Raw genomic sequence first — 26,706 nt, 5'->3', positions numbered from 1 at the left:
CGAGCAACACAGCAGTGGCCGTTGTCTTGAGCCTAGCCGCTGTTTCGTACCGATACTGCAGTGGCGAAACCACGACTCAGATAGCGTGAGCCAGCCAGGCCGAAACGCCAGGGGACTTCGCGGGCTCGGGTGATGCCAATGCGCGGGCCTTCGACTACCACCACGTCTGCGGTAGCTGACTCCAGTTGGAAGGGCGGTGCGTCCAGCGGCAAGCCGTCGTGACTGCCATCGATGCCCAGTGCCTGGCAGAGACGACCGGGACCGGCGCAGAGCAGACGATCGGCCAGCCCGCCCCGACGTTCCCGCATCACGTCCAAACCCCACAACGGCTCCAGCGCGCGGATCAGGACGCCGGCACCATGGCCTGCCTCACGGCAGACCAGATTGAAGCACCAATGGATGCCATAGGAGCGATAGACATAGGCATGCCCGGGCGGACCGAACATGGCCTTGTTGCGCGGCGTGGGACCGGAAAAGCTGTGGGAGGCCGGATCTTCGCCGTCATAGGCCTCGGTCTCGACGATGAGGCCGCCCACGCCTTCGACCCTGAGCGTCGCACCGATCAGTTGCCGAGCGACGTCCTCCACCGGTCGATCGAAGTCCAGGGTCGTCATGCCTCGGGCTCCGGTGCTTCCAGGATCAGCGCCGCATGCACCATGGCCAGGTGACTCAGGCCCTGGGGGAAGTTGCCCAGGGCCGCGCCGTCACGGGGATCACGCATCTCGGTCATCAGGCCGACACCATTGAGACTGGCGGCCAGGACCTCGCGCATCAGGATACGCGCCTGATCCACCTCGCCCAGCACGGCATAGGCCTCGACCATCCAGTAGGAACAGGCTAGGAAAGCACCTTCCTCCTGCTCGGCACCGCTGTAGCGATAGACCAGAGGTCCATGGGCCAACTCGCGGCGGATGGCCGCCAGGGTACTGACCGAACGTTCGCCGCCGTCGAAACCGAAGCGGATACCCAGCAGCAGCCCGGCATCCAGCCGCTCGGTACCGGCATAGAAGGTGTAGGCCTGCTTGCGTTCGCTCCAGCAGTGTTCGTTGACCCAGTCGCGGATGCGGTCACGCTCGCGCGCCCAGCGACCGCACATGGCGTCGGGGATATGGCCATCGCGGGCCAGGGTCACGGCGCGGTCCAGGGCGAACCAGCAGCCCAGCTTGGACAGGGTGTAGTGGCGCTCCTCGGGCAACTCCCACATGCCGGCGTCCGGTTGCCGCCAGCCATCGGCGCAGAGATTGGCCAGGTCGGTGAGCAGGCTGGCGGTGGCGAAGTCCAGCACATGACCCTTGCTCGCATAGAGGCGAAAGGTCTCCAGCAGATCGCCATAGAGACTCAGCTGACACTGGGCGCTGGCACGATTGCCCACTCGCACTGGCTGGGAGTCGCGATAGCCAGGAACCGGAATGATGCGTTCCTCGGGGGCCAGTTCGCCTTCCAGGGTGAAGCAGGTGTGCAGGCGATTGCCGTGGCGGCGGATGACGTTCTGAATCCAGGCCAGGGCCGCCTGGGCCTCTCCGAGGGCACCCAGGCGCAAGAAGGCCTTGATGGTAAAGACCGCATCGCGCACCCAGGCATAGCGATACTCGTAATTCTTGTCGCCGCCGATGCGCTCGGGCAACGAGGTGGTAGCCGCGGCGACGATGGCGCCAGTGGGCGAGTAGAGCAGCAACTTGAGGGCCAACGCCGAGCGCTTCACCTCGCTGAGGAACTCGCCCTGGTAGGCGAAACCCTGGGCCCACTCGCGCCAGGCCTGGTCGCTGCGGTCGATACGCTGGTCGACTTCCTCCAGCGTAGGTACAACGAGTGGCTCGTTCTCGGTCGCGGTCAATGCCAGGACACTGCGCTGGCCCGCTTCCAATACCAGCCGCGCCACCAGTCGGCGGTCATCGCATTCGAGGATTTCCAGCCGCTCGCAATAACGCAGGGTCGCCATGACGCCGTCGACGTGCATGACTTCGCCATTGGGCGTGCTGCGCATCCAGGGTGACACGGTCTGGCCCTGGGTGCCGGGTATCAGTTCGATACGCAGCTCGACCCGTCCGGACAGGCCCTCGACCCGGCGACCCAATTCGCACCAGGGCAGGCGGCCGGCCGAACCGCTGTTGAGCGACTCGGTCAGGCGCACGGTGCCATCGGCGGTATGGAAGCAGGTTTCCAGCACATTGCTGTCCTGGCGATAGGCCCGCTCGACGCGGTAGTCGGCAACCGGGGTGATCGTGAAGAAGCCGCCAGCGGGGGCGTCCAGCAGGCGGTCGAACAGTGGGGCGGAGTCCATGTTGGGCACGCACCACCAGTCCAGCGAGCCGTCCGGCGCCACCAGGGCGACCGAACGACCGTCGGAAAGGGCAGCGTAGCCTGCCAGGGGCGCGTAGCCGTCCTGGCGAGCCGGATCGAAGACCGCCATGGCCGTCAGCCCATGCCTCCGGTAGCGCCATAGACCTCGCCTGTCACATAGCTCGACTCCTGGGAGGCCAGCAGCACATAGATGGGTGCCAGTTCCGCTGGTTGGCCAGGACGCTTGAACACCGTCTCGCCACCAAAGGTGGGGATCTTCTCCTGGGGCTGGCCACCGCTGGGCTGCAGCGGCGTCCAGAAGGGGCCGGGCGCTACGGCGTTGACGCGAATGCCCTTGGCGGCGACCTGCTTGGCCAGGCCCTTGGTGAAGTTGGTGATGGCCGCCTTGGTGGAAGCGTAGTCCAGCAGGAACTCCGAGGGCTGGGTGGCCTGGATCGAGGTGGTGTTGATGATGGCGGCGCCAGCTGGCAGGTGCGGCAGCGCGGCCTTGCACAGCCAGAACAGGGCGTAGACGTTGGTCTTGTAGGTGGCATCGAACTGCTCGGTGGTCAGTTCGGCGATGTCTTGCACCGCAGTCTGCTTGCCGGCCACGTTGACTAGGATGTCGAGACCGCCGAGGGCCTCCTTGGCCTTGCTCACCAACTGGGTACAGAAGGCTTCGTCCTTCAGGTCACCGGGCACGCAGACCACCTTGCGCCCTTCGGCTTCCACCAGCTTCACCACTTCCTGGGCGTCAGTCTCTTCCTCGGGCAGGTAGTTGAGCACCAGATCCGCCCCTTCACGGGCATAGGCAATGGCAGTCGCCCGGCCAATTCCCGAATCCGCACCCGTGATCAGCGCCTTGCGGCCAGCCAGACGACCGAAGCCCTTGTAGCTGGTCTCGCCATGGTCGGGGCGCGGCTGCATCACCTGCGCCAGGCCCGGTGCTTCCTGAGGCTGCTTGGGAAATTCCGGCTGGGGATACTGGGTAAGGGGGTTTTGCATGCTGTATTGGTTGTCGCTGGACATGACATCTCCTGAAGGGGCCAAGAAGGCGCCCGTTTGGCATCTTTTCGATGACGTTCAAGGAAATGGAGGGGCAAAGACCCGACGAGGTTCCCGCGATCAGCAGAGGATGTGTCGATGCAGGCAGATTTGATGCTTGGCCTTACCCCGATACGCTTCCGACGCGATCTGACGTCCAAGGGCGTGGAGAAAGGAGGGTCCTTTCGCGTATGGGAAATCCCAACTGCACGAAGAACGCCGAGTGGCCTCGCTGACCGGATGGCGGTCACGGTCTGGAGCTGGCTCTCAGCACGGGACCCAACGGAGTCTGGTGGTGGCCTCGCTCACGCCGGACTGCCTTGGCCATTGCCAAACGCTTCAGGCGTCGAGCGGCTCCAGGCGTAAGGCGACACCGGTGCGCTGCAGGGTGAGGATGTCTGCTTCGCGACAGCCGATCAGGCGACCTTCGGCGGTACGCAGCTGATCGTCCTCCAGCTGAGCGTACGACTGCGGCTGCTTACCGTCGCCGGCGACCATGATGTAGAGCTGACCACGCAGCAACTGCCCGGCCAGACGCCCGTCGTCGAGGCCGATCAGGCGGTAACTTCGGCGGGCATCGTAGGTAAAGCGCATGGGAGCATCCATTCAGGTATTTCAGCTCAGAACGGCTCTGGCGCCCAATGTTCCCCTGGGGCCGACCTGGGCAAGGCTCGTCAGCCCCTCTGGAGCGCAGCAAGCCCGCCACTCACCGAGATGAGGGCGGGTCGACCACTGGTCGGAAGTTTGCTGAACGATCGATCAATAACGGAATTGCGCGACCAGACCTTGGAAGGACGTCGCCAGGCGCGACAGCTCCTGACTGGACGCCGCGGTCTGCTGGGCACCGGTGGCGGTCTGGGTAGACAGGTCCTGGATGTTGACCAGATTGCGGTCCACTTCGCGAGCCACCTGGGCCTGCTCTTCGGCGGCGCTGGCGATCACCAGGTTGCGCTCCTCGATGCTGGCGATCCCGTTGGTGATGCGGTCCAGGGCTTCACCGGCACGGTTGGCGCGCTCCTGGGTATCGCCGGCCAGGGACTGGCTCTTGTGCATGGCGCTCACCGCCTCTTCGGCGCTGTCGCGCACGGCGCTCATCATGCGCTCGATCTCGCCTGTGGAGCCCTGGGTGCGATGGGCCAGGGCGCGGACCTCGTCCGCCACCACGGCGAAACCGCGACCCTGCTCGCCGGCGCGGGCGGCTTCGATGGCGGCGTTGAGCGCCAGCAGGTTGGTCTGCTCGGCGATGCCACGAATCACTTCCAGCACCTTGCCGATCTCGCGCACCTGGCCTTCCAGGGTCTGCACCTTCTGGGTGGAATCGGTGATCTCGCTGGTCATCACCGCCATGGCCTGGGCCGCCTGCTGCACCTGCTCGCGACCCTGCTGGGCCTCGCGACTGGTGTCCTGGGAAGCGGTCGAGGTGGACGCGGCGTTGCGCGCCACCTCTTCAACGGCGGCGGTCATCTCGTTAACCGCCGTGGCAGCCTGCTGCACCTCATCGTGCTGACGAACCTGGCCCCGGGAGGTCTCCTCGGTCACGGCGTGTAGCTCCTCGGCCGCCGCGGCAAGCTGGCTGGCGGCCCCGGCCATCTGCTGCACGGTGTCCTTCAGGCTGCGCTGCATGCCGCCCAGGGCCTGCAGCAGCTGGCCCGCTTCGTCACGCCGACCGCTCTGGATCGGCAAGGTCAGATCGCCCTGGGCGACACGCTCGGCGCTGGAGACGGCCTCGCGAATCGGTGCCACGATTAGGCGGGTAATGACGATGCCCAGCGCCAGGGCGCAGAGTGTGGCCAACAGCAGACCACCGGTGAGCGTCCAGAACGCCTTATCGTACGTGGTCTGCGCCTCGACGCCGGCTTCGGCACTCTGCCGCTTGTTGGATTCCACCATGATCTTGAAAGAAGCCATGGTCTTGCGATAGCTGGGTTGCACCTGCTCGTTGAGCAACTGGTTGGCACCGGCTACGTCTTTGGCGGCCAGCCGGGCCAGTACGGCGTCGATGCCGGCCAGATAGGTTTTCCAATCACCCTCGTAGGCATCACCCGCGGCCTTTTCATCAGGCTCCAAGGGCGTGGCGCGATAGGCGGCGAAGGGTTTTTCGGCATCGGCCTGGTTGGAGCGCAGAGACGCGATGATGCGATCCTGCTCGGCCTGGGGCGCATTGGCATAGGCCATGGACATCAGGCGGAAGATGTCGCGGTTATGACCGATCACGTTGCTCTTGGCATCGTTGAGTTGAACGATGGAGCGCAGATTGTCATTCAGCAAGGTGCTCAGCAGCGCATTGAGGCTGTTGAGTCCACTCATGCCCGCTGCGCCTATGCCTAGGGTAATGAGCGTACAAAGACCAAAGGCCACGGCGAGTTTTTTCGCCAGCGCCAGATTGTTGAACCAGACCATTGGGAATTCCTTTCAGCGACGGGGATGCCAGCCGAACTGCGCCGGATGCCTCGCTATCGGCACCATCAGACTGACCTTTAACCCCTCCGGTCTCTCGGTAACGGTGGCCAACACGGCCTGGCCTGACGTTCTAGTCGCGTCCATAGAGGCGATCCAGCAGGCCGTTGGCCGCGAGGGCATCCTCCAGGTTGGCCAATTCGGGACGCGGTTGACCGAGCAACTGATCGAATACCGCCTGGGCGCCCTGGGGAACACCGGGTGCGATCGCCTCGGCCAGCACCTGGCTCTCACCACTGGCCTCGTGCAGCAGCAGACGCCCAGCGGTGAGCTCCAGGGTGCCCGTGCTGCCATCCAGCCGGATGGCCAATCGCGGACCGCGCAGGGTGGCGCTGGCCCGCAGCTGGATCGGCAGGTCGCCGGCCCGGAGCAACGCCTCGCCGCCATGATCCAGTGGCCAGCGGGCATCGCGTTCCAGGCGGCAGTGTTCGACCGTCAGGGATTCACCGGTCAGCCAGGCGCTGAAGTCCAGCAGGTGCACGGCCAGGTCGCCAAAGGCGCCATAGCCCATGCGCGTCTCGTCCAGATGCGCCGGCCAGTCGCTTAGCCAGCCTTCCAGCAGACCTGGGTGGCCAGCCGTGAGCGACAGGTGGGAAAGGGTACCGATGGCGCCAGCGCGGGCCCGCTGGCGTAATTGCTGCAGGGCAGGGTCGGTGCGTAGATAGAAGCCGCTGAAGCAGGAGCGCCCGGCGAGTTGCGCGGCCAGCACCGTCGCGCGTGCAGCCGAGACGGCCAGGGGCTTTTCCACGAACAGATGACGGGCGCGGGGGAGTAGCGCGGCCACCGCTGTTTCGTGATCCTCGATGGCCGTGGTGACGAAGGCCAGATCCACCTCGGGCAACTGGGCGAAATCGTCCAGCACCGGCAGGCCATGGGGCGCGGCGAGACGCTGGGCGCGGGCAGGATCGCGTTCGCTGGCCACGGCCACTACCCGCACGCGCGGATCGGCCAGGCTGGTGTCCAGGTAGTCCTGGGCGTGGATCTGTTCGCAACCGACGATGGCGACGCTGAGCATGACGAGGGGTCCTCCAACGGAAACTGTTCTGTTATGGACCCCACATCGGCCGCTAAGCTTCCCGATCAGGCCGGCTGGTAGGCCTTGCCGAAGCGGTTGGCCAGGAAGGCGTCCATGTCCACCTGTTCCTGGGCGATGAAGCCGCGCTGCGGCAGCTTGCCTTCGCGGAACAGATCCAGGGCGGTGCAGATGCCGGCGGCGGTGGTGATCTGGATGGCGCTGGTCAGGCGACCGTCGCGCTCGGCGGCAAAGATCTTGCGGCTGAACACCTCCTGCACCAGCTTTCCGCCGCGCATACCGCTGACGGTCACGAACACCAGCACCACGTCCTGCATGGTGGTGGGCACGGCACCGCGCAGGATGTTCTTGAGCTGCTCCTGGTCGCCGGCCAGGCGCAGGTCTTCCAGCAGGAACTTCATCAGGTCGCGGTGACCCGGATAGCGCACGGTCTTGTAGTCCAGGGTTTCCACCTGGCCCTGCAGGGTCTCGCAGAGGGTACCCAGGCCGCCCGAGGTGTTGAAGGCCTCGTATTCCACGCCATCCAGGGAAAAATGCTCCAGGCCTTCCAGCGGCTGCACCAGTTGCAGCTCGCCGTTGCGCACGGCTTCGCAAGGGTGGCAGTACTCGTTGACCAGGCCGTCGACGCTCCAGGTCAGGTTGTACTTCAGGGCGTTGGTGGGAAATTCCGGCAGGGCGCCGACACGCATCTTCACCTCGCGCACACTGTCGAAACGCTTGGCCAGGGAATGGGCGGCGATACCGATGAAGCCAGGCGCCAGACCGCACTGGGGCATGAAGGCATTGCTCGCGCCCTCGGCCAGCTGGCGGATGGTCTTGGTCGCCTTGACGTCTTCGGTGAGGTCGAAATAGTGGGTGTTGGTGGCCTTGGCCGCCTGGGCGACGGGAATCGCCAGGTGATAGGGCAGGGCGTTGAGTACCACGTCCTGATCGTCCAGGGCCGCGGCCAGGGCGCTGGCGTCGGACGTGTCCAGGGTGCGGGTCTGCACGCCCAGGGCCGCGATTGCCTCTAGGGCACGCTCGTCACGATCCGCCACCGTCACCCGGTAGTCGCCACTGGCGTGCAGTAATTGCGAAATGGTGTAGCCGATGTGGCCGGCGCCGAGCAGGGTGACGTTCATGGCGGGATCCTCCGTGGTTAGAGGCTCCAGCTTAAAAAGGGGCACTGCCAGATGTGAGCGTCAGAGCGTCGAATCGTCGTGCTTTATTTGACGAAACGGCGGAGTATTCGTCGTTTCGACGAGGCTTCTCGCGGCTTACCCGAGTTGCCGCCCAAACAGGCTATCGATGTCTCCGTAGGTTGGGTTGAGACGGCCCTATCGTCGAAGCCCAACATGGTGAGCCCCGAGCCGACGTTGGGCTTCGCTGTGCTCAACCCCACCTACCGCATCGGCATGGCCGCGACTGGTGCTGTACCGGATCGGCATCACGGCTCTTTCGCTACCTACCCCGGCACCACCCGCAACAGCTGACCGTCCTCACCATCGGTGAGCAGCCAGAGATTGCCGTCCGGGCCGCTGCGCACGTCGCGCAGACGCTGGTTCAATTCCTGGAACAAAAGCTCCTGCGAACCAGGCATACCCTCAACCAGCGGTATCCGCCGCACCGACTTCTCTCGCAGCGCCGCCACGAACAGGCTGCCGCGCCAGGGGGGAAAGCCCTGGCCGTCGTACCAGGTCATGCCCGCGGGCGCGATCGACGGCGTCCACTCCAGCAACGGTGGAGTGATGCCCGGCAATTCGCGAAAGGGCGAGATGCGCGCACCGGTGTAGTCCACGCCGCCGGTGGTCAGCGGCCAGCCATAGTTGGCGCCGGCGCGGATCAGGTTGAGTTCGTCGCCGCCCTTGGAGCCATGCTCGTGCTCGTACAGCGCCTGACGCTCGGCCACCCAGACCAGGCCTTGGGGATTGCGATGGCCGAGGCTGTAGATCTCCGGCAGGGCGCCGGGTCGCTTGATGAAGGGGTTGTCCGTCGGCACCTGGCCGTCGCGAGTGATGCGCACGATCTTGCCCAGATGGGTATCCAGTCGCTGGGCGTTGGTGCGCTCGACGTTGCCGTCGCCCAGGGCGATGGCCAGGGTTCCGTCGCCGAGCAGGGCCATCCGCGCCCCGAAGTGCTGACCGTAAGCCTTGGCCGGCTGGCTGGTGAACAGTGGCTGGACGTCCTGCAGGCGTCTGTCGTCCAGCCGCGCCCGCACCACCCGGAGGTGATTGGCCTGCCGCGTGCCTATCGCATAGGAGAGATAGATCAGCTGGCTGCGGGCGAAATCCGGATCCGGCAGCACCTCGAACAGCCCAGCCTGGCCCTCGGTATAGAGTTCCGGTAATCCGGTTATGGCTTCCGGCTGTAGCCTGAGCCGGCCTGTGCCGTCCGACACCAGCAGTCGCAAACGCCCGGCACCTTCGGTCAGGAGCGCTCGGCCATTGGGCAGGAAGGCCAGCGACCAGGGTCTCTTGAGGCCGGTCGCCACTGTCTCGACGCGATAGGCCGGTGTCGCCAGGGCCATCGAACTCGCCAGCAGTCCCAGCAGCAGCGCCACCCAGGCCCAGCGTCCGGAAGCTTTAGGTAACGCTTGAGAGCTACTCCACGCACCTGCCTTCGCTAGCATCAGCATCTCTCCAGGAGATCTTTCAGTCATGTCCCAACCGCTCTGGCGCGCCCTGTCGAGACCCCGCACCCTGCTGGCATTCGCTGCAGCCCTGCTGCTGGCCACCGCCTGGGGCAGCCTGGTGCAGACCCAGTACAACCTGGCTGCGCTCCAGGGGCTTGGGCAACCGATAGACAGTGCCACTCGCTGGCGGACCTCCGTACAGGACCTGCTCGGCTTCGGACCCGTCTACGCCGCCATCGTGCTCGCCGCTTGGTTACCAGCCTTTGCCGTGGCCTTCTGGTTCGGGCGCCGCAGCGGCGCTTATCGCGCCTGGCTGCTGCCGCTAGCCAGTAGCGTCAGCGTGATCGTCGCCATCCGCCTGATCGATGCCTTCGCTCCCATGCCGGTGCTCATTTACGCCACCCGCACCCTGGAGGGTTTGCTGGCGATGGCCATGGGCGGCCTGCTTGGCGGGCTGCTGTTCAGCTGGCTGGCGCGCCCGAGGATTCAGCGCTAGAGGAGGGCGCTCAGGACGACGTCAGCTTCATCAGCACCAGACCGCTGACGATCAGCGCCGCAGCCAGGATACGCAGCGGACTCGCCGCCTCGCCCAGCAGCAGGATACCGACCATGAAGGCGCCCACCGCGCCGATGCCGGTCCAGATGGTATAGGCGGTACCCAGCGGCAGGCTGCGCATGGAGATCGACAACAGCGCCACGCTGGCCACCATGGCGACCCCGGTGATGATCGTCGGCGTGAGGCGGGTGAAACCCGCGGACTGCTTCATGTAGAACGCCCAGACTACCTCGAGCAGCCCTGCGCAGATCAGATAGAACCAAGCCAAGGACGGCCTCCTGTGACACCGGGCCGTCCCGGAACGCTGCCCACCGATCACAGGGGTCGTCCCCTGGGCTGGAAGAGAAGGGCGGCAAGGGTCCTCACCGCCTGATCGGCCCCGCTATCCTAGCCGTTCGAGCGGCGGTCTTTCGACCCGTCCAGGCTAGGCAGAGATCACTGCGCCGGACGTGGCTGGCAGATCTGCGCGGCGATCCCGTCGAATTCCCGATCGAAACTGGCCCGCTCGGCCGCGCTGAGAAAGCCTTGCTGCTGTACGAAGGCATTGGTCTGGCTGCGCACGGCGGCGATGCGTTCGCTGAAGGTCGTCGCCTGTTCCTGACTGATCCGCCGCGCCTTGCGCGCCGTGCTCACATCCGCCAGCAGCACATTGGCCCGCATCGAGACATGCGCCTGCCGCGGATCCGTGATCGATCCGCCCAGCTCTCCCGGCACGGCGCGCTGCTCGGCCAGATTGCAGCTCGGCAGGCCAAGATCGTCATGCCGCGCCTGCTGACCGGTGCAGGCACCGAGGGCCAGGGGCAGCAGCAACAGGGGAATCAGAGCTTTCATGCGGGTCTCCTCGGGAGTCCATGGTGGAAACCTTGAGAGCCAGTGGCAGCGGCTTCGTTCACGAAAGCGCTCTGGAAAGGGACTTTGAAAAGGCTCCAAGGCAGAGAAACTGAGGCGCACCGGTCGCCGATCCAGCCCTAATGGGCAATCTGGTCGCGCCTCTCCAGCCCGGCCAGCTGCAGACGGGCGCCGTCCGCCACCGGGCCTCTGTTGGCGGCGCTGGTTTCCAGTAGCGATTCGTGCAGACAGTGAGCCGCGGCCGCTAGCCCTGGCCGGATGGCGTGGCCAGCCTGGGCGAGGGCAGTGTCTTCGGTAAAGATCGGGGCGGCGAGAAAGAGGGTGACCGAGCTGGTCAGGAGATATCTCATGCAGGCTTCCTTGCGAGGTGAGCACCAGGGTATCGGCATCCGGCCGGCTGGCTTCAACGGGTTCAACTCGGCAGAGCTTAGCCCAGGATCACACTGACGACGATGGTGATGATCAGATAAATCAGGCCAATGGTCTGGCGAATTCCATTTCGCTAAGGCCTCTTCAGGTAAAGGCGAGCAGGCGTCACGCATGGGTATATCGGGAAGGGACCACCAGAAACAACAAAGCCCGCTCAATGGCGGGCTTTGTTGAGGTTCACACGACGGTGAACGGAAGATGGCGCACTCGGCGGGATTCGAACCCACGACCCCTGCCTTCGGAGGGCAGTACTCTATCCAGCTGAGCTACGAGTGCAACGATTCGATGACGCTGAATCGGTCGCCATCATACTCATCTTGCATCGGACCGTCCATGCCCGGATGCACGATGTTGTTGATTTTGAACGACTGTTTCGCGGGGCGTGGCAAGGGCTGCATAAACAAGGAGGAGGGCAGCGCGAAAACCTCGCCAGCGCTCTTGCGCAGGGGTTCAGGATTCTCCTAGGATGCGTTCAATATTTCGAACGCCTGTGGCGCTTCGGACGTTCCTCTCGCAGGCACTGAACGGTGGCGACGCCAGCGTTTCCAAGCCTGACCCTATCGCAGGCGCAGGGGTGTCATGCCCTTGCTTCCGGCCCTTTGCACCAAGGAGACCGTAATGCAGCTCAAAGACGCTTCCCTGTTTCGCCAGCAAGCCTATGTCGACGGCGCCTGGATCGACGCCGACAGCGGTGCCACCGTCAAGGTGGACAACCCGGCCACCGGCGAAACCCTGGGCACCATTCCCAAGCTCGGCCGCGCCGAGACCAAGCGTGCCATCGACGCCGCCAACCGTGCGCTGCCGGCCTGGCGTGCGCTGACCGCCAAGGAGCGTTCGGCCAAGCTGCGGCGCTGGTACGAGCTGATGATCGAGAACCAGGATGACCTGGGCCGGCTGATGACCCTGGAGCAAGGCAAGCCACTGGCCGAGGCCAAGGGCGAGATCGCCTACGCTGCCTCCTTCATCGAGTGGTTCGCCGAAGAAGCCAAGCGCATCTATGGCGACACCATCCCCGGCCACCAGGCCGACAAGCGCATCCTGGTGATCAAGCAGCCCATTGGCGTCACCGCCGCCATCACGCCGTGGAACTTCCCCACAGCGATGATCACCCGCAAGGCCGGTCCGGCCCTGGCCGCCGGTTGCACCATGGTCATCAAGCCCGCCAGCCAGACCCCGTACTCGGCCCTGGCCCTGGTCGAGCTGGCCGAGCGCGCCGGCATTCCCAAGGGCGTGCTGAGCGTGGTCACCGGCTCCGCCGCCGAGATCGGCGCCGAGCTGACCGAAAGCCCCATCGTGCGCAAGATCTCCTTTACCGGCTCCACCGAGATCGGTGCCAAGCTGATGGAGCAGAGCGCCCCCACCATCAAGAAGCTGTCACTGGAGCTGGGCGGCAACGCGCCCTTCATCGTCTTCGACGACGCCGACCTGGACAAGGCCGTGGAAGGCGCCATCGCCTCCAAGTACCGCAACGCCGGCCAGACCTGCGTCTGCGTCAATCGTCTCTATATTCAGGACGGTGTCTACGACGCCTTCGCCGAGAAATTCAAGGCCGCCGTGGCCAAGCTCAAGGTCGGCAATGGCCTGGAGGAGGGCGTCACCATTGGCCCGCTGATCGACGCCAAGGCGGCGGCCAAGGTCAAGGAGCACATCGACGACGCCGTGACCCAAGGCGCCAAGGTCATCGCCGGCGGCAAGGCCCACGCCAACGGGGGCAGCTACTTCGAGCCGACCATCCTGGCCGACGTGCCCAAGAGTGCCAAGGTGTCCAAGGAAGAGACCTTCGGCCCGCTGGCGCCGCTGTTCCGCTTCAAGGACGAGGCCGAGGTCATCGAGCTGGCCAACGACACCGAATTCGGCCTGGCCTCCTACTTCTATGCCCGTGACCTGTCCCGCGTGTTCCGCGTGGCCGAGGCGCTGGAGTACGGCATGGTCGGCATCAACACCGGCCTGATCTCCAACGAAGTCGCACCCTTTGGTGGCGTCAAGGCCTCGGGCCTGGGCCGCGAGGGCTCCAAGTACGGCATCGAGGAATACCTCGAGATCAAGTACCTCTGCCTGGGCGTCTGATCCCGTTCGTTGGGCTTCGCTACGCTCAGCCCAACCTACCTCTACCGTAGGTTGGGCTGAGACAGCTCCCTCGTCGAAGCCCAACGGGGCCCGCCCGATCCAAAGATTTCTCCCGGCGCGGACGCCGGGCCGTTGGCAGTCGATCATCGTATGCTGCCCGGAATCCGGTCCGCGCCTTTCCCGTAGCCGGCCGCCACGATGAGCGGCCATCGAGGACTGCAATGAGCCACACCAATGATTCCCTGATGCACCGTCGCAGCGCCGCCGTCGCCCGTGGCGTCGGCCAGACCCACCCGATCTTCGTCGCCCGTGCGGAGAACGCCAAGGTCTGGGACGTCGAGGGCAACGAATTCCTGGACTTCGCCGGCGGCATCGCCGTGCTCAACACCGGCCACCTGCATCCGCGCGTGGTAGCGGCCGTGCAGGAGCAGCTGACCAAGGTCTCCCACACCTGCTTCCAGGTGCTGGCCTACGAGCCCTACGTCGAGGTCTGCGAAAAGCTCAACGAGCTGGTACCAGGCAACTTCCCGAAGAAGACCGCGCTGTTCAACTCCGGCTCCGAGGCCGTGGAGAACGCCGTCAAGATCGCCCGTGCCGCCACCCAGCGCGCCGGTGTCATCGCCTTCTCCAGCGCCTACCACGGCCGCACCATGATGACCCTGTCGCTGACCGGCAAGGTCGCGCCCTATTCGGCCGGCATGGGCCTGATGCCCGGTGGCGTCTATCGCGCACTCTATCCCTGCGAACTGCACGGCATCAGCGTCGATGACGCCATCGCCAGTGTCGAGCGCATCTTCAAGAACGATGCCGCGCCTGGCGACATCGCCGCCATCATCCTCGAGCCGGTGCAGGGCGAAGGCGGTTTCTATGCCGCGCCCAAGGAGTTCATGCAGCGCCTGCGTAAGCTGTGCGACACCCACGGCATCCTGCTGATCGCTGACGAAGTCCAGTCCGGCGCCGGTCGTACCGGCACCTTCTTCGCCATGGAGCAGATGGGCGTCGATGCCGATCTGCTGACCTTCGCCAAGTCCATCGCCGGCGGCTTCCCGCTGTCGGGCGTGACCGGCCGGGCCACGGTGATGGATGCCGTCACCCCGGGTGGCCTGGGTGGGACCTACGCCGGTAGCCCCATCGCCTGCGCCGCAGCCCTGGCGGTGATCGAGACCTTCGAGGAAGAGAAGCTGCTGGACCGGTCCAAGGCCGTAGGCGAACGCCTTACCGCCGGCCTGCGCGAACTGGCCGCCAAGCACACGCAGATCTGCGACGTCCGCGGCCTGGGCGCCATGATCGCCATGGAGCTGGGCAAGGGGGGCGACATCGAGCAGCCCGATGCCGAGCTGACCAGCCAGATCGTGGTCCGGGCGCGCCAGAAGGGCCTGATCCTGCTCAGCTGCGGTAGCTACGGCAACGTGCTGCGCATCCTGGTCCCCCTGACCGCCAGCGATGAAGAGCTGGATCGCGGCCTCGCCATCATCGGCGAGTGTTTTGCCGAACTGGCCTGAGTCCTGACCAAACCGCCCTGCAACAGGGCGGTTTTTTTCGCCTGGTCATCCCTGTCGGCCACCCTTCCGGCGCTAACCAAGCGGGTGCAAAACCCCATTACAGACGTTTTGTGTGACCTGCTTGGCATAATGCTCGCTTTGCCGCATCATCCGCCGCTTCGCTTGCCTCACGCAGGAGTGGGTTGGGATGCCGCCCCTGATACTCATCGTCGATGCCAATCCTTGGACCCGTGATTTGCTCAAGTCACTCGTCCTGGCCGTGCGTGCCGATGCCGCCGTCCATGAATACGGCCATGGCTACCAGGCCCTCGCCGAACTGGATCAGTGCAAGAGATGCGCCCTGGTCATCGTCGAGCGCCCCGCTGATTGCGATGGACTCGATCTGCTGCGGCGGATCCGCCAGCGTGGCGCCCAGCCCCTGCAGCCGGTGATTCTGCTATCCGATCAGGCGGATGCCGCCTATGTGCGCGCTGCCCTGCGCCTGGCACCCACGGCCTATCTGGTCAAACCCTATGCCGCCGAAGAGGTGCTGCGTCGCCTGCGCAGCCTGTTGCCGCCTGCGGGTGACGAGACGCAGACGACCAATGCCACGGCGCTGGGTACGCTGGGTGACCATCTACAGCGCATGGCAGCCGAGATCGATGCGGTGCCGCTGTTCGCCGACCTGCCCGCCATCATTCAGCGCTGTCGCGATAGCGCCAATTGCAGCCTGGGCGAGCTGGAAACCGAGTTCGGCCAGGATCCACTGGTCACGGCGACCCTGATCGCCGCGGCCAACAGTGCCTCTCAGCGCGTCGGGCAGTCCTGCCAGACGCTTGGCCAGGCCCTGCCGCGCCTGGGCGTCGGCTTTACCCTGAACCTGGTCCTGGGTCTGAGTCTGAGGCGCGCGACACGCCTGGCCGAGCCGCTGCTGGCCGGGCGTGCCGAAGGCTATCTGCACCTGGCCCAGCGCGCCGCCGACTGTGCTCGCTTGCTGGCGCTGCGCTATGCCCGTGAGGACGCCGAGCGCTGCTATACCGCGGGCCTGCTGCACCGGCTGGGTGAGTTGGCCGTACTGCAAGGCGTGCAGCGCTGGTGCGAGGAGGGCGGTGCTATCGATGAGGCTGCGCTGGAGCGTGCCCTGCTGAGCTACAGTCTGGAATTCTCTGCGGAGTTGCAGCGGCACTGGCGTCTGCCGCTGGAGTTGCGCGAGCTGGTGGCTGCCGTGCACAGCCTGCATGGTGTACTGCCCAAGCCGTCGCTGATCCTGCATCTGGCCGCTCAGGCAGCGAATCTGGCGCCTGGCGAAGCCCTCGACGATCTGCTCGAACACAAGGCCGGGCGCATGCTGGGCCTCGAGGCGCCGGTGTGGAAGTTGGCCGTCACCCAGCTGCAGGTGACCTAGCGCGCGGTGTCAGGGCGATAGCCCAGGCGCAGTCCGCCCCAGTGGCGACCGTTCACCAGGATGGGTACCGAGAGGTCGTGCATCACCTCGCCCGTGTCCCTCATGTAGGTCTGCAGCAACAGGCGGCGCTGATGGCTACCGCAGCGCTTGCCGGTGCGATCGCTGAACAGGCGCTTGCTGCGGCTGCGCGCCGTGTCCACTGCCAGATCCCCGGTGGGCGGATGAGCGAAGGCGCGGTTGTGGGTGGGCACATAACCCTCCGGCGTACAGGCGATGGCGAACACCAGGCCGGGATGCTGCTCCAGCAGCGGCTCCTGGATCGCCGGTAGCACGCCATCGGTATAGCTGTCGAAGCGGGTGCGGTACTTGGCAGGCTGGCTGCCCTGAACGGGCTGGTACTGACGGTCGAAGAGGGCGTCCTGGGTAATGCGCCCGGCGGCCAGATCCTCTTCGAAGCGCCTGCCGATGGCATCCGCCCCCTGGCGCGCCAGTTCGAAGATACGCTGGTGATAGCTGTCCAGCCCGACCTCGGCCAGGCGCTCGCTGCTGGCTTCGGCCATGTCCACCAGCTCGTCGGCAGCGCTGCTGAGGCGGCTGGTCTGGCGTTCGCTGTCGGCCAGATCGCTATGCACCTGTTCCACTGCCTGGGCCAGGCTTTCCAGCTGCGCAAGATTGGCCGAGGTGCCCTGGGCGATGTCTTCAGCCTGGCGCTCGGCGGTCTGCGCCAGCTGGGCGATCTCCTGTAGGCCTTCGCCGGTGCGCTCCACCTGGCGGACACCGTCTTCCAGCGCCTGGGCCAGTTCCTGAATCTGGGCGACCACGGCCTCGGTCTGCTGGCTGATGTCGGCGACGATCACCCCCACCTCACCGGTGGCGGTGGAGGTCCGCGCCGCCAGGCCACGGACTTCGTCGGCCACCACAGCGAAGCCGCGACCGTGCTCGCCGGCCCGCGCCGCTTCGATGGCAGCATTGAGCGCCAGCAGATTGGTCTGGCTGGCGATGGCCTGGATGACTTCGGTGACCTGCTGGATCTTGTCGGTGCGGGCACTCAGGCCGGCGATCAGTTCGCGGCTCTGGCGGGCGTGATCGCTCAGTGCGCGAATGGCGGCGATCGCCGAACTCAGCGCTTCGCGACCGATCTCGCTGCGCGCATGGACCTGTTGCGCCACTTCCAGAGCCTGGCGGGCGCTGCCGGCGCTGTCCTGCTCGGTCCGGGAGAGGGCAGTGGCACTGCTGGAAATTTGCGCAGCCGTGCTGGCCTGAGATTGCACCCGGGCTGCCAGCTGCTGGGCAGCAAAGGCCACGCCGGCGATGGCCACCGCATTGCGCGCGGTACTGCGCGACAGGTCGCTGGTGAGGTCGTCGAGCGCCAGGGGAGGGGCAGGCGGTGGCGCGGGGGAGCGCACCAGCAGCCAGGGCCACAGGGCGGCGACAGCGGTCAGGCCGAGGCCAAGGACGCTGGGCAGCGCCAGGAGTTGCCACGCCAGCAGGGCCCCGACCAGGGTGGCCAGGTGAAGCGACAACACGATCAGCCAGCGCCTGGGCATGGGACCTCCTTGTTATTCTGCTCGGATCGATGTCAAAGCGTGATGGCTGTCAGCTTTTATCGATCATGGAGCCAGCTTTCCGGAGGTTGCAACCGTTGTCTGACCTTGGCGGCTACGACTTTCGTCGTAGCCGCCCGCCCCGGATTCAGGGGGTGCGCGGCAGGAAATGCAGGGGCGTGCCCCGTTGCAGCCCGCTCAGCACCGGGTGGTCCTTGACCAGCTCCACCTCGATCACCTCGGTTTGCGCCGGTACTCGCAGGGTCACCCGGGTGATGGCCCCGAGCGGGCGGATGTCGCGCACCTCTGCCGCGTGATAACCCGGCCGCGGCTCGCGCTCCAGCTCCACCTCGTGGGGTCGAAACAGAACCTCCTGTTCGCCCAGCGCCAGGCGGTTGGAGTCGCCGAGGAAGTGATAGACGAAGTCGCTCGCCGGCTGCTCGTAGACCTCGGCGGGCGAGCCCACCTGCTCGATCTGGCCCTTGTTCATCACCACGATGCGGTCGGCCACCTCCATGGCTTCTTCCTGGTCGTGGGTGACGAATACCGAGGTCAGGTGGATCTCCTCGTGCAGGCGCGCCAGCCAGCGCCGCAATTCCTTGCGCACCTTGGCATCCAGCGCGCCGAAGGGTTCGTCGAGCAGCAGGATCTTGGGTTCCACCGCCAGGGCACGGGCCAGGGCGATGCGCTGGCGCTGGCCGCCGGAGAGCTGCTCGGGATAGCGGTCGGCCAGCCAGTCGAGCTGCACCATGTTCAGCAATTCATGCACCTTGCTGGCGATTTGCGCCTCGCCCGGTCGCTCGCGGCGCGGCTTCATGCGCAGGCCGAAGGCCACGTTGTCGAACACCGTCATGTGGCGGAACAGCGCGTAGTGCTGGAAGACGAAGCCGACGTTGCGATCACGCACGTCGCGTCCGGAGACGTCTTCGCCATGGAAGCCGATGTTGCCGGTGTCCGGCGCTTCCAGGCCGGCGATGATGCGCAGCAGGGTGGTCTTGCCGCAGCCGGAGGGGCCGAGCAGGGCGACCAGCTCGCCGCTCTCGATGTGCAGATTGATGTCCTTGAGCGCCTGGAAGGCGCCGAACCTCTTGTTGATGCCTTGGATCTCGATGCTCATGGCGCCTTATTCCTCGTCACGGTGCTGCAGTTGGCGGCTCAGGCGACTCTCGCTCCACTGCCGCAGCAGCAGGATCACCAGGGCCATCATCAGCAGCAGGATCGCCACGCTGAAGGCGGCGACGATGTTGTATTCGTTGTAGAGAATCTCGATGTGCAGCGGCAGGGTGTTGGTCAGGCCGCGGATGTGGCCGGAGACCACCGACACCGCGCCGAACTCGCCCATGGCCCGCGCGGTGCACAGCACCACGCCATAGATCAGCGCCCACTTCACGTTGGGCAGGGTCACGTGCCAGAACAGCTGCCAGCCACTGGCGCCCAGCAACCGCGCCGCCTCTTCCTCCTGGGTGCCCTGTTCCTGCATCAGCGGGATCAGTTCGCGGGCGACATAGGGAAAGGTGACGAAGATCGTCGCCAGTACGATGCCGGGCACGGCGAAGACGATCTGCACGTTCACGCTCTGCAGATAGGGGCCCATCAGCCCCTGGGCGCCGAACAGCAGCACATAGATGAGACCGGCGATCACCGGCGAGACCGAGAAGGGCAGATCGATCAGGGTGATCAGCAGGCTCTTGCCGGTGAACTCGAACTTGGTGACGCACCAGGCCGCTGCCAGGCCGAAGGCCAGGTTCAGGGGGACCGAGATGGCGGTGGCGAACAGCGTCAGCTTGAGCGCCGAGATCGCATCCGGTTCGCTGATGGCGTTCCAGAAGGCGCCGATGCCGTTGGCCAGGCCCTGGCTCAGCACCATGTACAGCGGCAGCACCAGAATCAGCAGGAAGATCAGCCAGGCGCTGGCGATCAGAGCGATGGCCACCGGGGTGCGCTGCTTGCTGGCGCGCGCATCGGCCTTGGTCGAAGTCATGAGGCTCATGCGGTCGTCCTTAGATGTTGGGCTGGATGCGGCGCTGCAGGATGTTGATCAGCAGCAGCATGACGAAGGACACCAGCAGCATGAACACGCCGATGCCGGTGGCACCCGTGTAGTCGTACTGGTCCAGCTTGGAGACGATGAGCAGCGGCAGGATCTCGGTCTTGAACGGGATGTTGCCGGCGATGAACACCACCGAGCCGTACTCGCCCACGCCGCGGGCGAAGGCCAGGGCGAAGCCGGTCAGCCAGGCCGGCAGCAGGGTCGGCACCAGCACGTAGCGGAACACCTGCCAGGGGCGCGCGCCCAGGCAGGTGGCGGCTTCCTCGATTTCCTTGGGAATGTCCGCCAGCACCGGCTGCAGGGTGCGCACCACGAAGGGCAGGGTGACGAAGATCAGCGCCAGGGTGATACCGATCGGGGTATAGGCGATCTTGAAGGGAAACAGCGAACCTATCATGCCGTTGGGCGCATAGAGCGCGGTCAGGGCGATGCCGGCCACCGCGGTGGGCAGGGCGAAGGGCAGGTCGACCATGGCATCGATCAGCTTGCGCCCGGGAAACTCGTAGCGCACCAGCACCCAGGCCAGCAGGGTGCCGAGGATGCCGTTGACCAGGGCGGCGAGCAGGGCCGTGCCAAAGGACAGCTGCAGCGCGGCCAGCACCTGGCGCCCGGTGATCAGCGACCAGAACTGGCCGAGGGTCAGCTGGCTGGCATGGAGGAACATGGCGCCCAGCGGGATCAGCACGATCAGCGCCAGGTAGGTCAGGGAAAAGCCCAGGGTCAACCCGAAGCCGGGTATGACCGGAGAGAGGCGGCGAGACATGAGACGTCCTTCTGCAAGGCGCCCCGGCGATGCCTTCGCCAGGGCGCAGAGGGGTGGAACGATACCTGTTCCGGGCTGGTCGGCGTGAGCCGTCCCGGCCGGGGTGCTATTTGTTGATGTCGGCGAAGATCTTGTCGAACACGCCGCCGTCGGCGAAGTACTTCGGCTGCGCCGCTTTCCAGCCGCCGAATGCCTGGTCGATGGCCACCAGCTTGACCGGCTTGAACTGATCCTTGAATTCCGCCGCCACCTTGGGGTCGCGGGGCCGATAGAAATTCTCTGCGGCGATGCGTTGGCCCTCGGGGCTGTAGAGGTACTTGAGGTAGGCCTCTGCCTCTTTGCGGGTGCCCTTCCTGTCTACCACCTTGTCCACCACGGCCACCGGCGGCTCGGCCAGGATCGACAGCGACGGCGTGACGATCTCCAGCTGGTCGCCACCTTCTTCCTTGAGCGACAGATAGGCTTCGTTCTCCCAGGCGATCAGCACGTCGCCGAGCTGGCGCTGTACGAAGCTGATGGTGGCGCCGCGCGCGCCGGTATCCAGCACCGGCGCATGGCGATAGAGCTCGGTGACGAATTTCAGTGCCTCGGCATCGCTGCCGTAGGTGGCCTTGGCATAGGCCCAGGCGGCAAGGAAGTTCCAGCGTGCGCCGCCGGAGGTCTTGGGATTGGGGGTGATGACCTGGACGTCTTTCTTCACCAGGTCGTCCCAGTCCTTGATGCCCTTGGGATTGCCCTTGCGCACCAGGAAGACGATGGTCGAGGTATAGGGCGTGCTGTTGTCCGGCAGACGCTGTTGCCAGCTAGGGTCGACCAGCTGCTGGTGCAGGTTGAGGGCATCAATGTCACCAGACAGTGCCAAGGTGACGACATCGGCCTGCAGGCCATCGATCACCGAGCGGGCCTGCTTGCCGGAGCCACCATGGGAATTCTTGATGCTCACGTCTTCGCCGGTCTCGGCCTTCCAGTGCTTGGCGAAGGCGGCGTTGTACTGCTGGTAGAGCTCACGGGTCGGATCGTAGGACACGTTGAGCAACTCGACGGCCTGGACCTGACTGGTGAGCAAGGCGCCGGCAAGTGCGGCCATGGCGAAGCGGCGAAGGGACATGGGAAGGCTCCTTGACGTGGAAAGGCGGACACCGTCTGGCGGGCACCTTGCCCGCTCGTCCACTAATCTCGCGAACTCAATGCTTGTTTGACGGACCGGTCTGAGGCCGGAATTTTTCCTTGCGCTCGATCTGCACCACCTGGCCGTTGTGCACGGTGATCTCGATGGCGCCGAACCTGAGGCCACGCAAGGCCTGCTGGATGTCGCGGAGCAGTGCGGTTTCGTCCTGGTTTTCCAGGCTGCGGAACGGAGCGGAGCTCATGGGATGGCGTCCTAGAAGGAGGGGTAAGTGAAGAGGTGACGCCATCTTAGAAGGAGGTTTGTTATTTCTTAAAATTGCTAATAATGCTTTGTTTATGCGCTTTTAGAATTAGCGGTTTGTGAAGGACACGTTGTGTAGCAAAAGGTAGGGCTGGATTTATCGCCAACCCCGGCAATAATGCGCGAACGCCTGTTCACTGAACTTTCAGTGACAGTTGCACTACAACATCCGCGCGAGGTCCTCTGCGTCATGAGCTACAACGGCCTGCTCGACCTGACGGTCTGGCAATTGGTGGTGGTCACCCTGGTGTTGACTCACCTGACCATTGTCAGTGTCACCGTCTACCTGCATCGTTACTCCGCCCACCGCTCGCTGGAGCTGCATCCGGCGCTCAAGCACGCCTTCCGCTTCTGGCTGTGGCTGACCACGGCGATGAACACCCGCGAGTGGACCGCTATCCACCGCAAGCACCACGCCAAGTGCGAAACCGAAGACGACCCGCACAGCCCGGTGCACAAGGGGCTCGCCACCGTGGTTCGACGCGGCGCCGAGTTGTACAAGGCCGAGGCGAACAACGCCGACACCCTGCGCATCTATGGCAAGAACTGCCCGGACGACTGGATCGAGCGCAAGCTTTATTCCAATCCGCGTACCCGCAACTTGGGGGTCGTGTTGCTGCTGCTGATCGACGTGGCTCTGTTCGGCGCCCTGGGTCTCACCGTCTGGGCAGTGCAGATGGTCTGGATTCCCTTCTGGGCCGCCGGTGTGGTCAATGGCCTGGGGCACGCGGTGGGCTATCGCAACTTCGAATGCCGCGACGCCGCCACCAACCTCGTTCCCTGGGGCATCGTCATCGGGGGTGAAGAGCTGCACAACAACCACCACACCTATCCCAACTCGGCCAAGCTGTCGGTCAAGCGCTGGGAATTCGACATGGGCTGGGCCTGGATCAAGCTGTTCACCTGGCTGCGCCTGGCCAAGGTCAATCGCGTCGCGCCCATCGCCCACCGTATCGAGGGCAAGGGACAGTTGGACATGGATACCGCCATGGCCATCCTCAACAACCGTTTCCAGATCATGGCCCAGTACCGCAAGCAGGTAATAGGTCCGCTGCTCCGGCAGGAGCGCGTCAGCGCCGCGCCCTCCCAGCGTCCGCTGTTTCGTCGGGCGCGTGGTCTGCTGGCGCGAGAGACCAGTCTGCTCAAGGCGCGCCACCAGGTACGCATCGATGAGTTGCTCGAGCACAGCCAGGCGCTGAAGCTGATCTACGAAAAGCGCCTGGCGCTGCAGCAGATCTGGGCCCGCACCAGTGCCAATGGCCACGACATGCTGGCCGCGACCCGGCAGTGGATCGGCGAGGCCGAAGCCAGCGGTATCCAGTCGCTGCGCGAGTTCGCCGAACAGCTGAAGACCTATTCGCTGCGACCGGCTGGGACCGCCTGAGAAAGGCTTCACAAAAGCCCATCGAAGCGGTGGGCTGCGCTGCGCGGGGATTGAACCAGCTTGCTTTCAGCTGTCTCTAATTCCCTCAGGACCCCGCGTAGGCGCATGTGTATATGGATGAACAACCCCCGCTGTCTGCTCTTCCTACCCCGGAAGAGAATCTTCTGGCGCTCCTGCACTCGCGGGCCGAAGCAGATCGCCTGCGTGATCGTGAACAGCTGTTCAGCGCGCTCCTGGAAAGCGTCAACGCCGTGCTGTGGGCGCTGGACTGGCGCACTCGTCAGATCATCTACGTCAGCCCCGCCTACCAGCAGATCTTCGGTCGCTCCCAATCGCAGGTGTTGAGCGATTACAGTACCTGGCTCAACAACATCTATCCCGATGACCTCGAATACGCGCAACGAACCCTGGAACAGGTGATAGAGCAGGGCGCTATCGAATCGCGTGAGTACCGCATCATCCGTGCCGACGGCGAGATTCGCTGGCTCAGTGACAAATGCTTTGTCAGTCAGCGCAGCGAAGCCGGTATGCCGCTCCTGGTGGTGGGAATCGCCGAAGACATCACTGAGAAGAAGCGTATGGAGGAAGAGCTGCAGCGGCTCGCCACCACCGATGTCTTGACGCGTAGCAGCAACCGCCGCCATTTCTTCGAAAGCGCGCAACGTGCCTTCGAATTTGCCCGCAGCGAAGGGGAGCCGCTCGCTTTCCTGCTGCTCGATATCGATGACTTCAAGAAGATCAACGATCGCTTCGGCCACCAGATGGGCGATCAAGTGTTACAGCGTGTTGCCGAATGTGGGGCTCAAACTACCCGTCGCGGTGATCTTTTCGGCCGCATCGGTGGTGAAGAATTCGCCCTGTTGCTGCCGGGGTGTGACAGCGACCTCGCGCTGCAAATAGGCAGCCGCCTGCAGCGTGCCGTCCGGCAACTGGCGGTGCCCACTGCTGAAGGTCCACTGAAGGTTACCATCAGTCAGGGGGTCACCGTCCTGCGCGAAGAGGATGAGTCGCTGGATACCCTCTATGTTCGCGCTGACGAGGCCATGTACCGAGCCAAGCGCCAGGGTAAGGACCAGGTGGTTCAGGGCTAGCACGCCGTTGCCAGGCACTGCTGTCCTTGGCTTCGCTGCGCTGACCAGCTCTCCCGACCGCTCTAGCAGGGCGGTTGCCCGGTAAAGGGCCTGCAGCCTGGCAGGCCTTTCTACGTTCTACTCCCGCGCTCGATCTTGACGCGTCTCAAGAGCGACATCGCCCGTTAGCTGGCGCCTTCCTCGCCTGCCGTCAGTATCGACGCCTTTGCTTCATAGGCCGGCGCTCGGCATGAATTGACCAACGTCATGAATAGACTTTCGGACCTTTTCGTAACCAGACGAGCGTGGTTCCACGCGGACACTCTTACCGGCAGGTAAGGCAAGAATGCCTTCGGTTGTAGGGATCAGCCTGATAGTCGATGGAAAACAGCTGCAAGCCATTGAAATATATACAGAACTCTAATCGATTTAGAGTGTGGTAGATCAGGACGTGTGCTTTCTGAAGCGCTGAGATAGAGCGCGAAACTACCGTCCCAGAGCGTCCGGGAAGGGAAGGGGTCGAAGATATCAGGGAAAAGATTCGTCTTTACCACAGGTGCGGAAGAACAGGTTCCCCTTGTTCATGACCGACCGGTTACAGGGGAAGACCTTAGGGCGGTTTTTCGACCACGTATTGCTAGACGAAATGCTTTTTTGCAATTAGCTTTCGCAACGTGGAAGACGGTAGCAGAGGTCCTGTGCTGGAGGTCGCAACTCAAAAGTCGACCAGGCTTGGGAAAATTCTCGAAAATGAAACAAAAGCCCTCTAGCTTTCCCTTCCGCACGGCCCGTCGGGCATACCACCAGCAGGCGCTGACACCGCTGGTGGCTGCATAACAACGATTCACCCCTGGAGCACTCATGGTCAAGAAGCCACTGGTGGTCGCGGTCTCCGCGGCCTGTCTGAACCTGTCCCTCATTGCCGCCACTCAAGCTGCCGGCTTCGTCGAAGACAGCAAAGCAACGCTTAGTCTGCGTAACTTCTACATCAACACAGACAACCGTAACGGTACCGCCAATCCTTCTCGCGTGATGGATTGGGGTCAGGGCTTCATGCTGAACTACCAGTCGGGTTTCACCCAAGGCACCGTCGGCTTCGGCGTCGATGCGGTCGGCATGCTGGGTCTGCGCCTGGACAGCGGTGGCAAGGCTACCGGCGCCAATGGTGGTAGTGTGCAGAACGGGAGCATGTTCCCGCGCGATACCGATAACAGCGCCGTCGACGAGTTCAGCAGCCTGGGCGCTACCGCCAAGATGAAGATCTCCGAAACCGAATTCCGTTACGGCACCCTGATGCCGAAGCTGCCGGTGGTGGTCTCCAACGATGGTCGTCTGCTGCCGCAGACCTATCAAGGCGCTCAGGTGACGTCCAAGGACATCAAGAACCTGACCCTGACCGGCGGCCAGTTGCAGAGTGCGAAGAACCGTAACTCCACCGATCAGGACCAACTGTCCATCGCTGGCTCCAACAGCGGTGCCACGGCGCGTGACAGCAACAAGTTCAACTTCATCGGGGCTGATTACAAGGTCACCAAAGACCTGACCCTGCAGTACTACTTCGGTCAGTTGGAAGACTTCTACAACCAGCATTTCCTGGGCCTTGTCCACAGCACCAAACTGGGCGATGGCACCTTCAAGACCGATCTGCGCTATTTCAATAGCAAGGGCGATGGCAACAACAAGGACGCCGATACCCAAGGCGCCCTGTATGGTTCCACTGGCTACTATGGCGGCACCCGTACCCGTGGTGAAGTGGACAACCGTCTCTACAGCGGCCTGTTCACCTACTCCATCTATGGTCACACCCTGGGCCTGGGCTACCAGAGCACCAGCGGCGACAGCAACTTCCCGTATCTGAACGAGGCGGGTGGTGCTTCGACCTATACCATCACCGACATCCAGGTCAACAACTTCACCCGCGCGGGCGAAGACACCTGGCAAGCTCGCTACTCCTATGACTTCGCTCAGCTGGGCGCCAAAGGCCTGACTGCTGGCGTCATCTATCAGCGTGGCGACAACATCCGCACTGCCGCGGGTGACGCCAAGGAATGGGAACGCGACCTGACTGTCAGCTACGTCATTCCGGAAGGTCAGCTGAAAGGTCTGGGCCTCACCTGGCGTAACGCGATGTACCGTACCGATCTGGCGGCCGCCAGCCAGCGCGATGTCGACGAAAACCGTCTGATCCTCAGCTACACCCTGCCGCTGCTCTAAGCCGCGTCCAGGTCAAGAAAAAGCCCGTCGCAAGACGGGC

At 64.4% G+C, this 26,706-nt stretch carries 24 protein-coding genes, 1 tRNA gene and 1 pseudogene; 7 read left to right on the top strand and 19 right to left on the bottom strand.

The window, feature by feature from the left end:
* Window positions 1-32: 32 nt before the first annotated feature.
* The 9 genes and pseudogenes from PJ259_RS12175 to PJ259_RS12140 all read right to left on the bottom strand — a co-directional run bounded on the left by PJ259_RS12175 (window position 33) and on the right by PJ259_RS12140 (window position 9,320).
* A complete protein-coding gene (locus tag PJ259_RS12175; RefSeq protein WP_271652987.1) occupies window positions 33-614 on the bottom strand; it encodes a DNA-3-methyladenine glycosylase in 582 nt (193 codons plus the stop codon).
* Window positions 611-2,410, bottom strand: a complete 1,800-nt coding sequence (locus tag PJ259_RS12170) for a glycoside hydrolase family 15 protein (protein ID WP_271652986.1) — start codon at window positions 2,408-2,410, stop codon at window positions 611-613. Before PJ259_RS12170 ends, PJ259_RS12175 begins: the two co-directional genes overlap by 4 nt.
* A 5-nt stretch (window positions 2,411-2,415) precedes the next feature.
* A complete protein-coding gene (locus tag PJ259_RS12165; protein WP_271652985.1) occupies window positions 2,416-3,309 on the bottom strand; it encodes an SDR family oxidoreductase in 894 nt (297 codons plus the stop codon).
* A gap of 354 nt (window positions 3,310-3,663) precedes the next feature.
* A complete protein-coding gene (locus PJ259_RS12160) occupies window positions 3,664-3,918 on the bottom strand; it encodes a hypothetical protein (RefSeq protein ID WP_064308103.1) in 255 nt (84 codons plus the stop codon).
* 165 nt (window positions 3,919-4,083) lie between these two features.
* Window positions 4,084-4,914, bottom strand: a complete 831-nt coding sequence (locus PJ259_RS22920; RefSeq protein ID WP_442964897.1) for a methyl-accepting chemotaxis protein — start codon at window positions 4,912-4,914, stop codon at window positions 4,084-4,086.
* 27 nt (window positions 4,915-4,941) lie between these two features.
* Window positions 4,942-5,724: pseudogene (locus tag PJ259_RS22915) on the bottom strand (MCP four helix bundle domain-containing protein); the annotation flags it as partial.
* A gap of 130 nt (window positions 5,725-5,854) precedes the next feature.
* Entirely contained in the window at window positions 5,855-6,796 is a 942-nt protein-coding gene (locus PJ259_RS12150) for a Gfo/Idh/MocA family protein (RefSeq protein ID WP_271652983.1), read from the bottom strand.
* A gap of 65 nt (window positions 6,797-6,861) precedes the next feature.
* A complete protein-coding gene (locus PJ259_RS12145) occupies window positions 6,862-7,935 on the bottom strand; it encodes a saccharopine dehydrogenase family protein (RefSeq protein WP_059316143.1) in 1,074 nt (357 codons plus the stop codon).
* Between the two features lie 323 nt (window positions 7,936-8,258).
* A complete protein-coding gene (locus PJ259_RS12140; protein WP_442964896.1) occupies window positions 8,259-9,320 on the bottom strand; it encodes a PQQ-dependent sugar dehydrogenase in 1,062 nt (353 codons plus the stop codon).
* A gap of 130 nt (window positions 9,321-9,450) precedes the next feature.
* Here PJ259_RS12140 and PJ259_RS12135 point away from each other — a divergent pair, with 130 nt between their 5' ends.
* On the top strand, window positions 9,451-9,921 hold the full coding sequence (locus tag PJ259_RS12135) for a hypothetical protein (protein WP_271652981.1): 471 nt from the start codon (window positions 9,451-9,453) through the stop codon (window positions 9,919-9,921).
* A gap of 10 nt (window positions 9,922-9,931) precedes the next feature.
* Here PJ259_RS12135 and sugE read toward each other — a convergent pair whose 3' ends face one another.
* From sugE to PJ259_RS12115, 4 genes are all read right to left on the bottom strand, one after another.
* Window positions 9,932-10,249, bottom strand: coding sequence for a quaternary ammonium compound efflux SMR transporter SugE (gene sugE, locus PJ259_RS12130; RefSeq protein ID WP_271652980.1), 318 nt, complete (start codon window positions 10,247-10,249; stop codon window positions 9,932-9,934).
* A gap of 167 nt (window positions 10,250-10,416) precedes the next feature.
* The gene (locus tag PJ259_RS12125) at window positions 10,417-10,812 is read right to left on the bottom strand and encodes a hypothetical protein (protein WP_271652979.1); all 396 of its coding nucleotides are present in this window, start codon (window positions 10,810-10,812) and stop codon (window positions 10,417-10,419) included.
* A gap of 137 nt (window positions 10,813-10,949) precedes the next feature.
* On the bottom strand, window positions 10,950-11,180 hold the full coding sequence (locus PJ259_RS12120; protein WP_271652978.1) for a hypothetical protein: 231 nt from the start codon (window positions 11,178-11,180) through the stop codon (window positions 10,950-10,952).
* A 278-nt stretch (window positions 11,181-11,458) separates the two neighbouring features.
* A tRNA-Arg gene (locus PJ259_RS12115) sits at window positions 11,459-11,535 on the bottom strand.
* A gap of 342 nt (window positions 11,536-11,877) precedes the next feature.
* Between PJ259_RS12115 and gabD the strand changes: the two genes are divergently transcribed.
* The 3 genes from gabD (at window position 11,878) to PJ259_RS12100 (ending at window position 16,212) form a co-directional block, all read left to right on the top strand.
* On the top strand, window positions 11,878-13,326 hold the full coding sequence (gene gabD, locus PJ259_RS12110) for an NADP-dependent succinate-semialdehyde dehydrogenase (protein ID WP_271652977.1): 1,449 nt from the start codon (window positions 11,878-11,880) through the stop codon (window positions 13,324-13,326).
* 221 nt (window positions 13,327-13,547) lie between these two features.
* Window positions 13,548-14,828: a 4-aminobutyrate--2-oxoglutarate transaminase gene (gabT, locus tag PJ259_RS12105; RefSeq protein ID WP_271652976.1), complete on the top strand. Its 1,281-nt coding sequence runs from the start codon at window positions 13,548-13,550 to the stop codon at window positions 14,826-14,828.
* A gap of 187 nt (window positions 14,829-15,015) precedes the next feature.
* Window positions 15,016-16,212 carry an HDOD domain-containing protein gene (locus PJ259_RS12100; protein WP_059316135.1) on the top strand — a complete coding sequence of 399 codons (1,197 nt, stop codon included), beginning with the start codon at window positions 15,016-15,018 and terminating at the stop codon, window positions 16,210-16,212.
* Here the strand turns inward: PJ259_RS12100 and PJ259_RS12095 are convergent.
* The 6 genes from PJ259_RS12095 to oscA form a co-directional block, all read right to left on the bottom strand.
* Window positions 16,209-17,759, bottom strand: coding sequence for a methyl-accepting chemotaxis protein (locus tag PJ259_RS12095; RefSeq protein ID WP_271652975.1), 1,551 nt, complete (start codon window positions 17,757-17,759; stop codon window positions 16,209-16,211). The genes PJ259_RS12100 and PJ259_RS12095 overlap by 4 nt on opposite strands.
* A 145-nt stretch (window positions 17,760-17,904) precedes the next feature.
* Window positions 17,905-18,873, bottom strand: a complete 969-nt coding sequence (locus PJ259_RS12090) for a sulfate/molybdate ABC transporter ATP-binding protein (RefSeq protein WP_271652974.1) — start codon at window positions 18,871-18,873, stop codon at window positions 17,905-17,907.
* A gap of 6 nt (window positions 18,874-18,879) precedes the next feature.
* Window positions 18,880-19,746 (bottom strand): sulfate ABC transporter permease subunit CysW, encoded by an 867-nt coding sequence (gene cysW, locus PJ259_RS12085; RefSeq protein ID WP_271652973.1) that lies wholly within the window; start codon window positions 19,744-19,746, stop codon window positions 18,880-18,882.
* Between the two features lie 10 nt (window positions 19,747-19,756).
* Window positions 19,757-20,569 (bottom strand): sulfate ABC transporter permease subunit CysT, encoded by an 813-nt coding sequence (cysT, locus tag PJ259_RS12080; RefSeq protein WP_133861341.1) that lies wholly within the window; start codon window positions 20,567-20,569, stop codon window positions 19,757-19,759.
* 106 nt (window positions 20,570-20,675) lie between these two features.
* A complete protein-coding gene (locus PJ259_RS12075) occupies window positions 20,676-21,677 on the bottom strand; it encodes a sulfate ABC transporter substrate-binding protein (RefSeq protein ID WP_271652972.1) in 1,002 nt (333 codons plus the stop codon).
* A 76-nt stretch (window positions 21,678-21,753) separates the two neighbouring features.
* Window positions 21,754-21,939, bottom strand: coding sequence for a sulfur starvation response protein OscA (oscA, locus tag PJ259_RS12070; RefSeq protein ID WP_059316129.1), 186 nt, complete (start codon window positions 21,937-21,939; stop codon window positions 21,754-21,756).
* A 249-nt stretch (window positions 21,940-22,188) separates the two neighbouring features.
* On the opposite strand from oscA, the gene desA reads away from it, so the two are divergent.
* The 3 genes from desA to PJ259_RS12055 all read left to right on the top strand — a co-directional run bounded on the left by desA (window position 22,189) and on the right by PJ259_RS12055 (window position 26,666).
* A complete protein-coding gene (desA, locus tag PJ259_RS12065; protein ID WP_271652971.1) occupies window positions 22,189-23,382 on the top strand; it encodes a delta-9 fatty acid desaturase DesA in 1,194 nt (397 codons plus the stop codon).
* Between the two features lie 113 nt (window positions 23,383-23,495).
* Window positions 23,496-24,473 (top strand): sensor domain-containing diguanylate cyclase, encoded by a 978-nt coding sequence (locus tag PJ259_RS12060; protein ID WP_059316127.1) that lies wholly within the window; start codon window positions 23,496-23,498, stop codon window positions 24,471-24,473.
* A gap of 840 nt (window positions 24,474-25,313) precedes the next feature.
* Window positions 25,314-26,666, top strand: coding sequence for an OprD family porin (locus PJ259_RS12055; RefSeq protein ID WP_271652970.1), 1,353 nt, complete (start codon window positions 25,314-25,316; stop codon window positions 26,664-26,666).
* Window positions 26,667-26,706 lie beyond the last annotated feature (40 nt).

The organism is Pseudomonas sp. JBR1, from assembly GCF_028198185.1.
Classification (GTDB): domain Bacteria; phylum Pseudomonadota; class Gammaproteobacteria; order Pseudomonadales; family Pseudomonadaceae; genus Chryseomonas; species Chryseomonas oryzihabitans_E.
The sequence above is the reverse complement of the archived record's forward strand: the minus strand, read 5'-3'. Positions and strand labels throughout refer to the sequence as shown.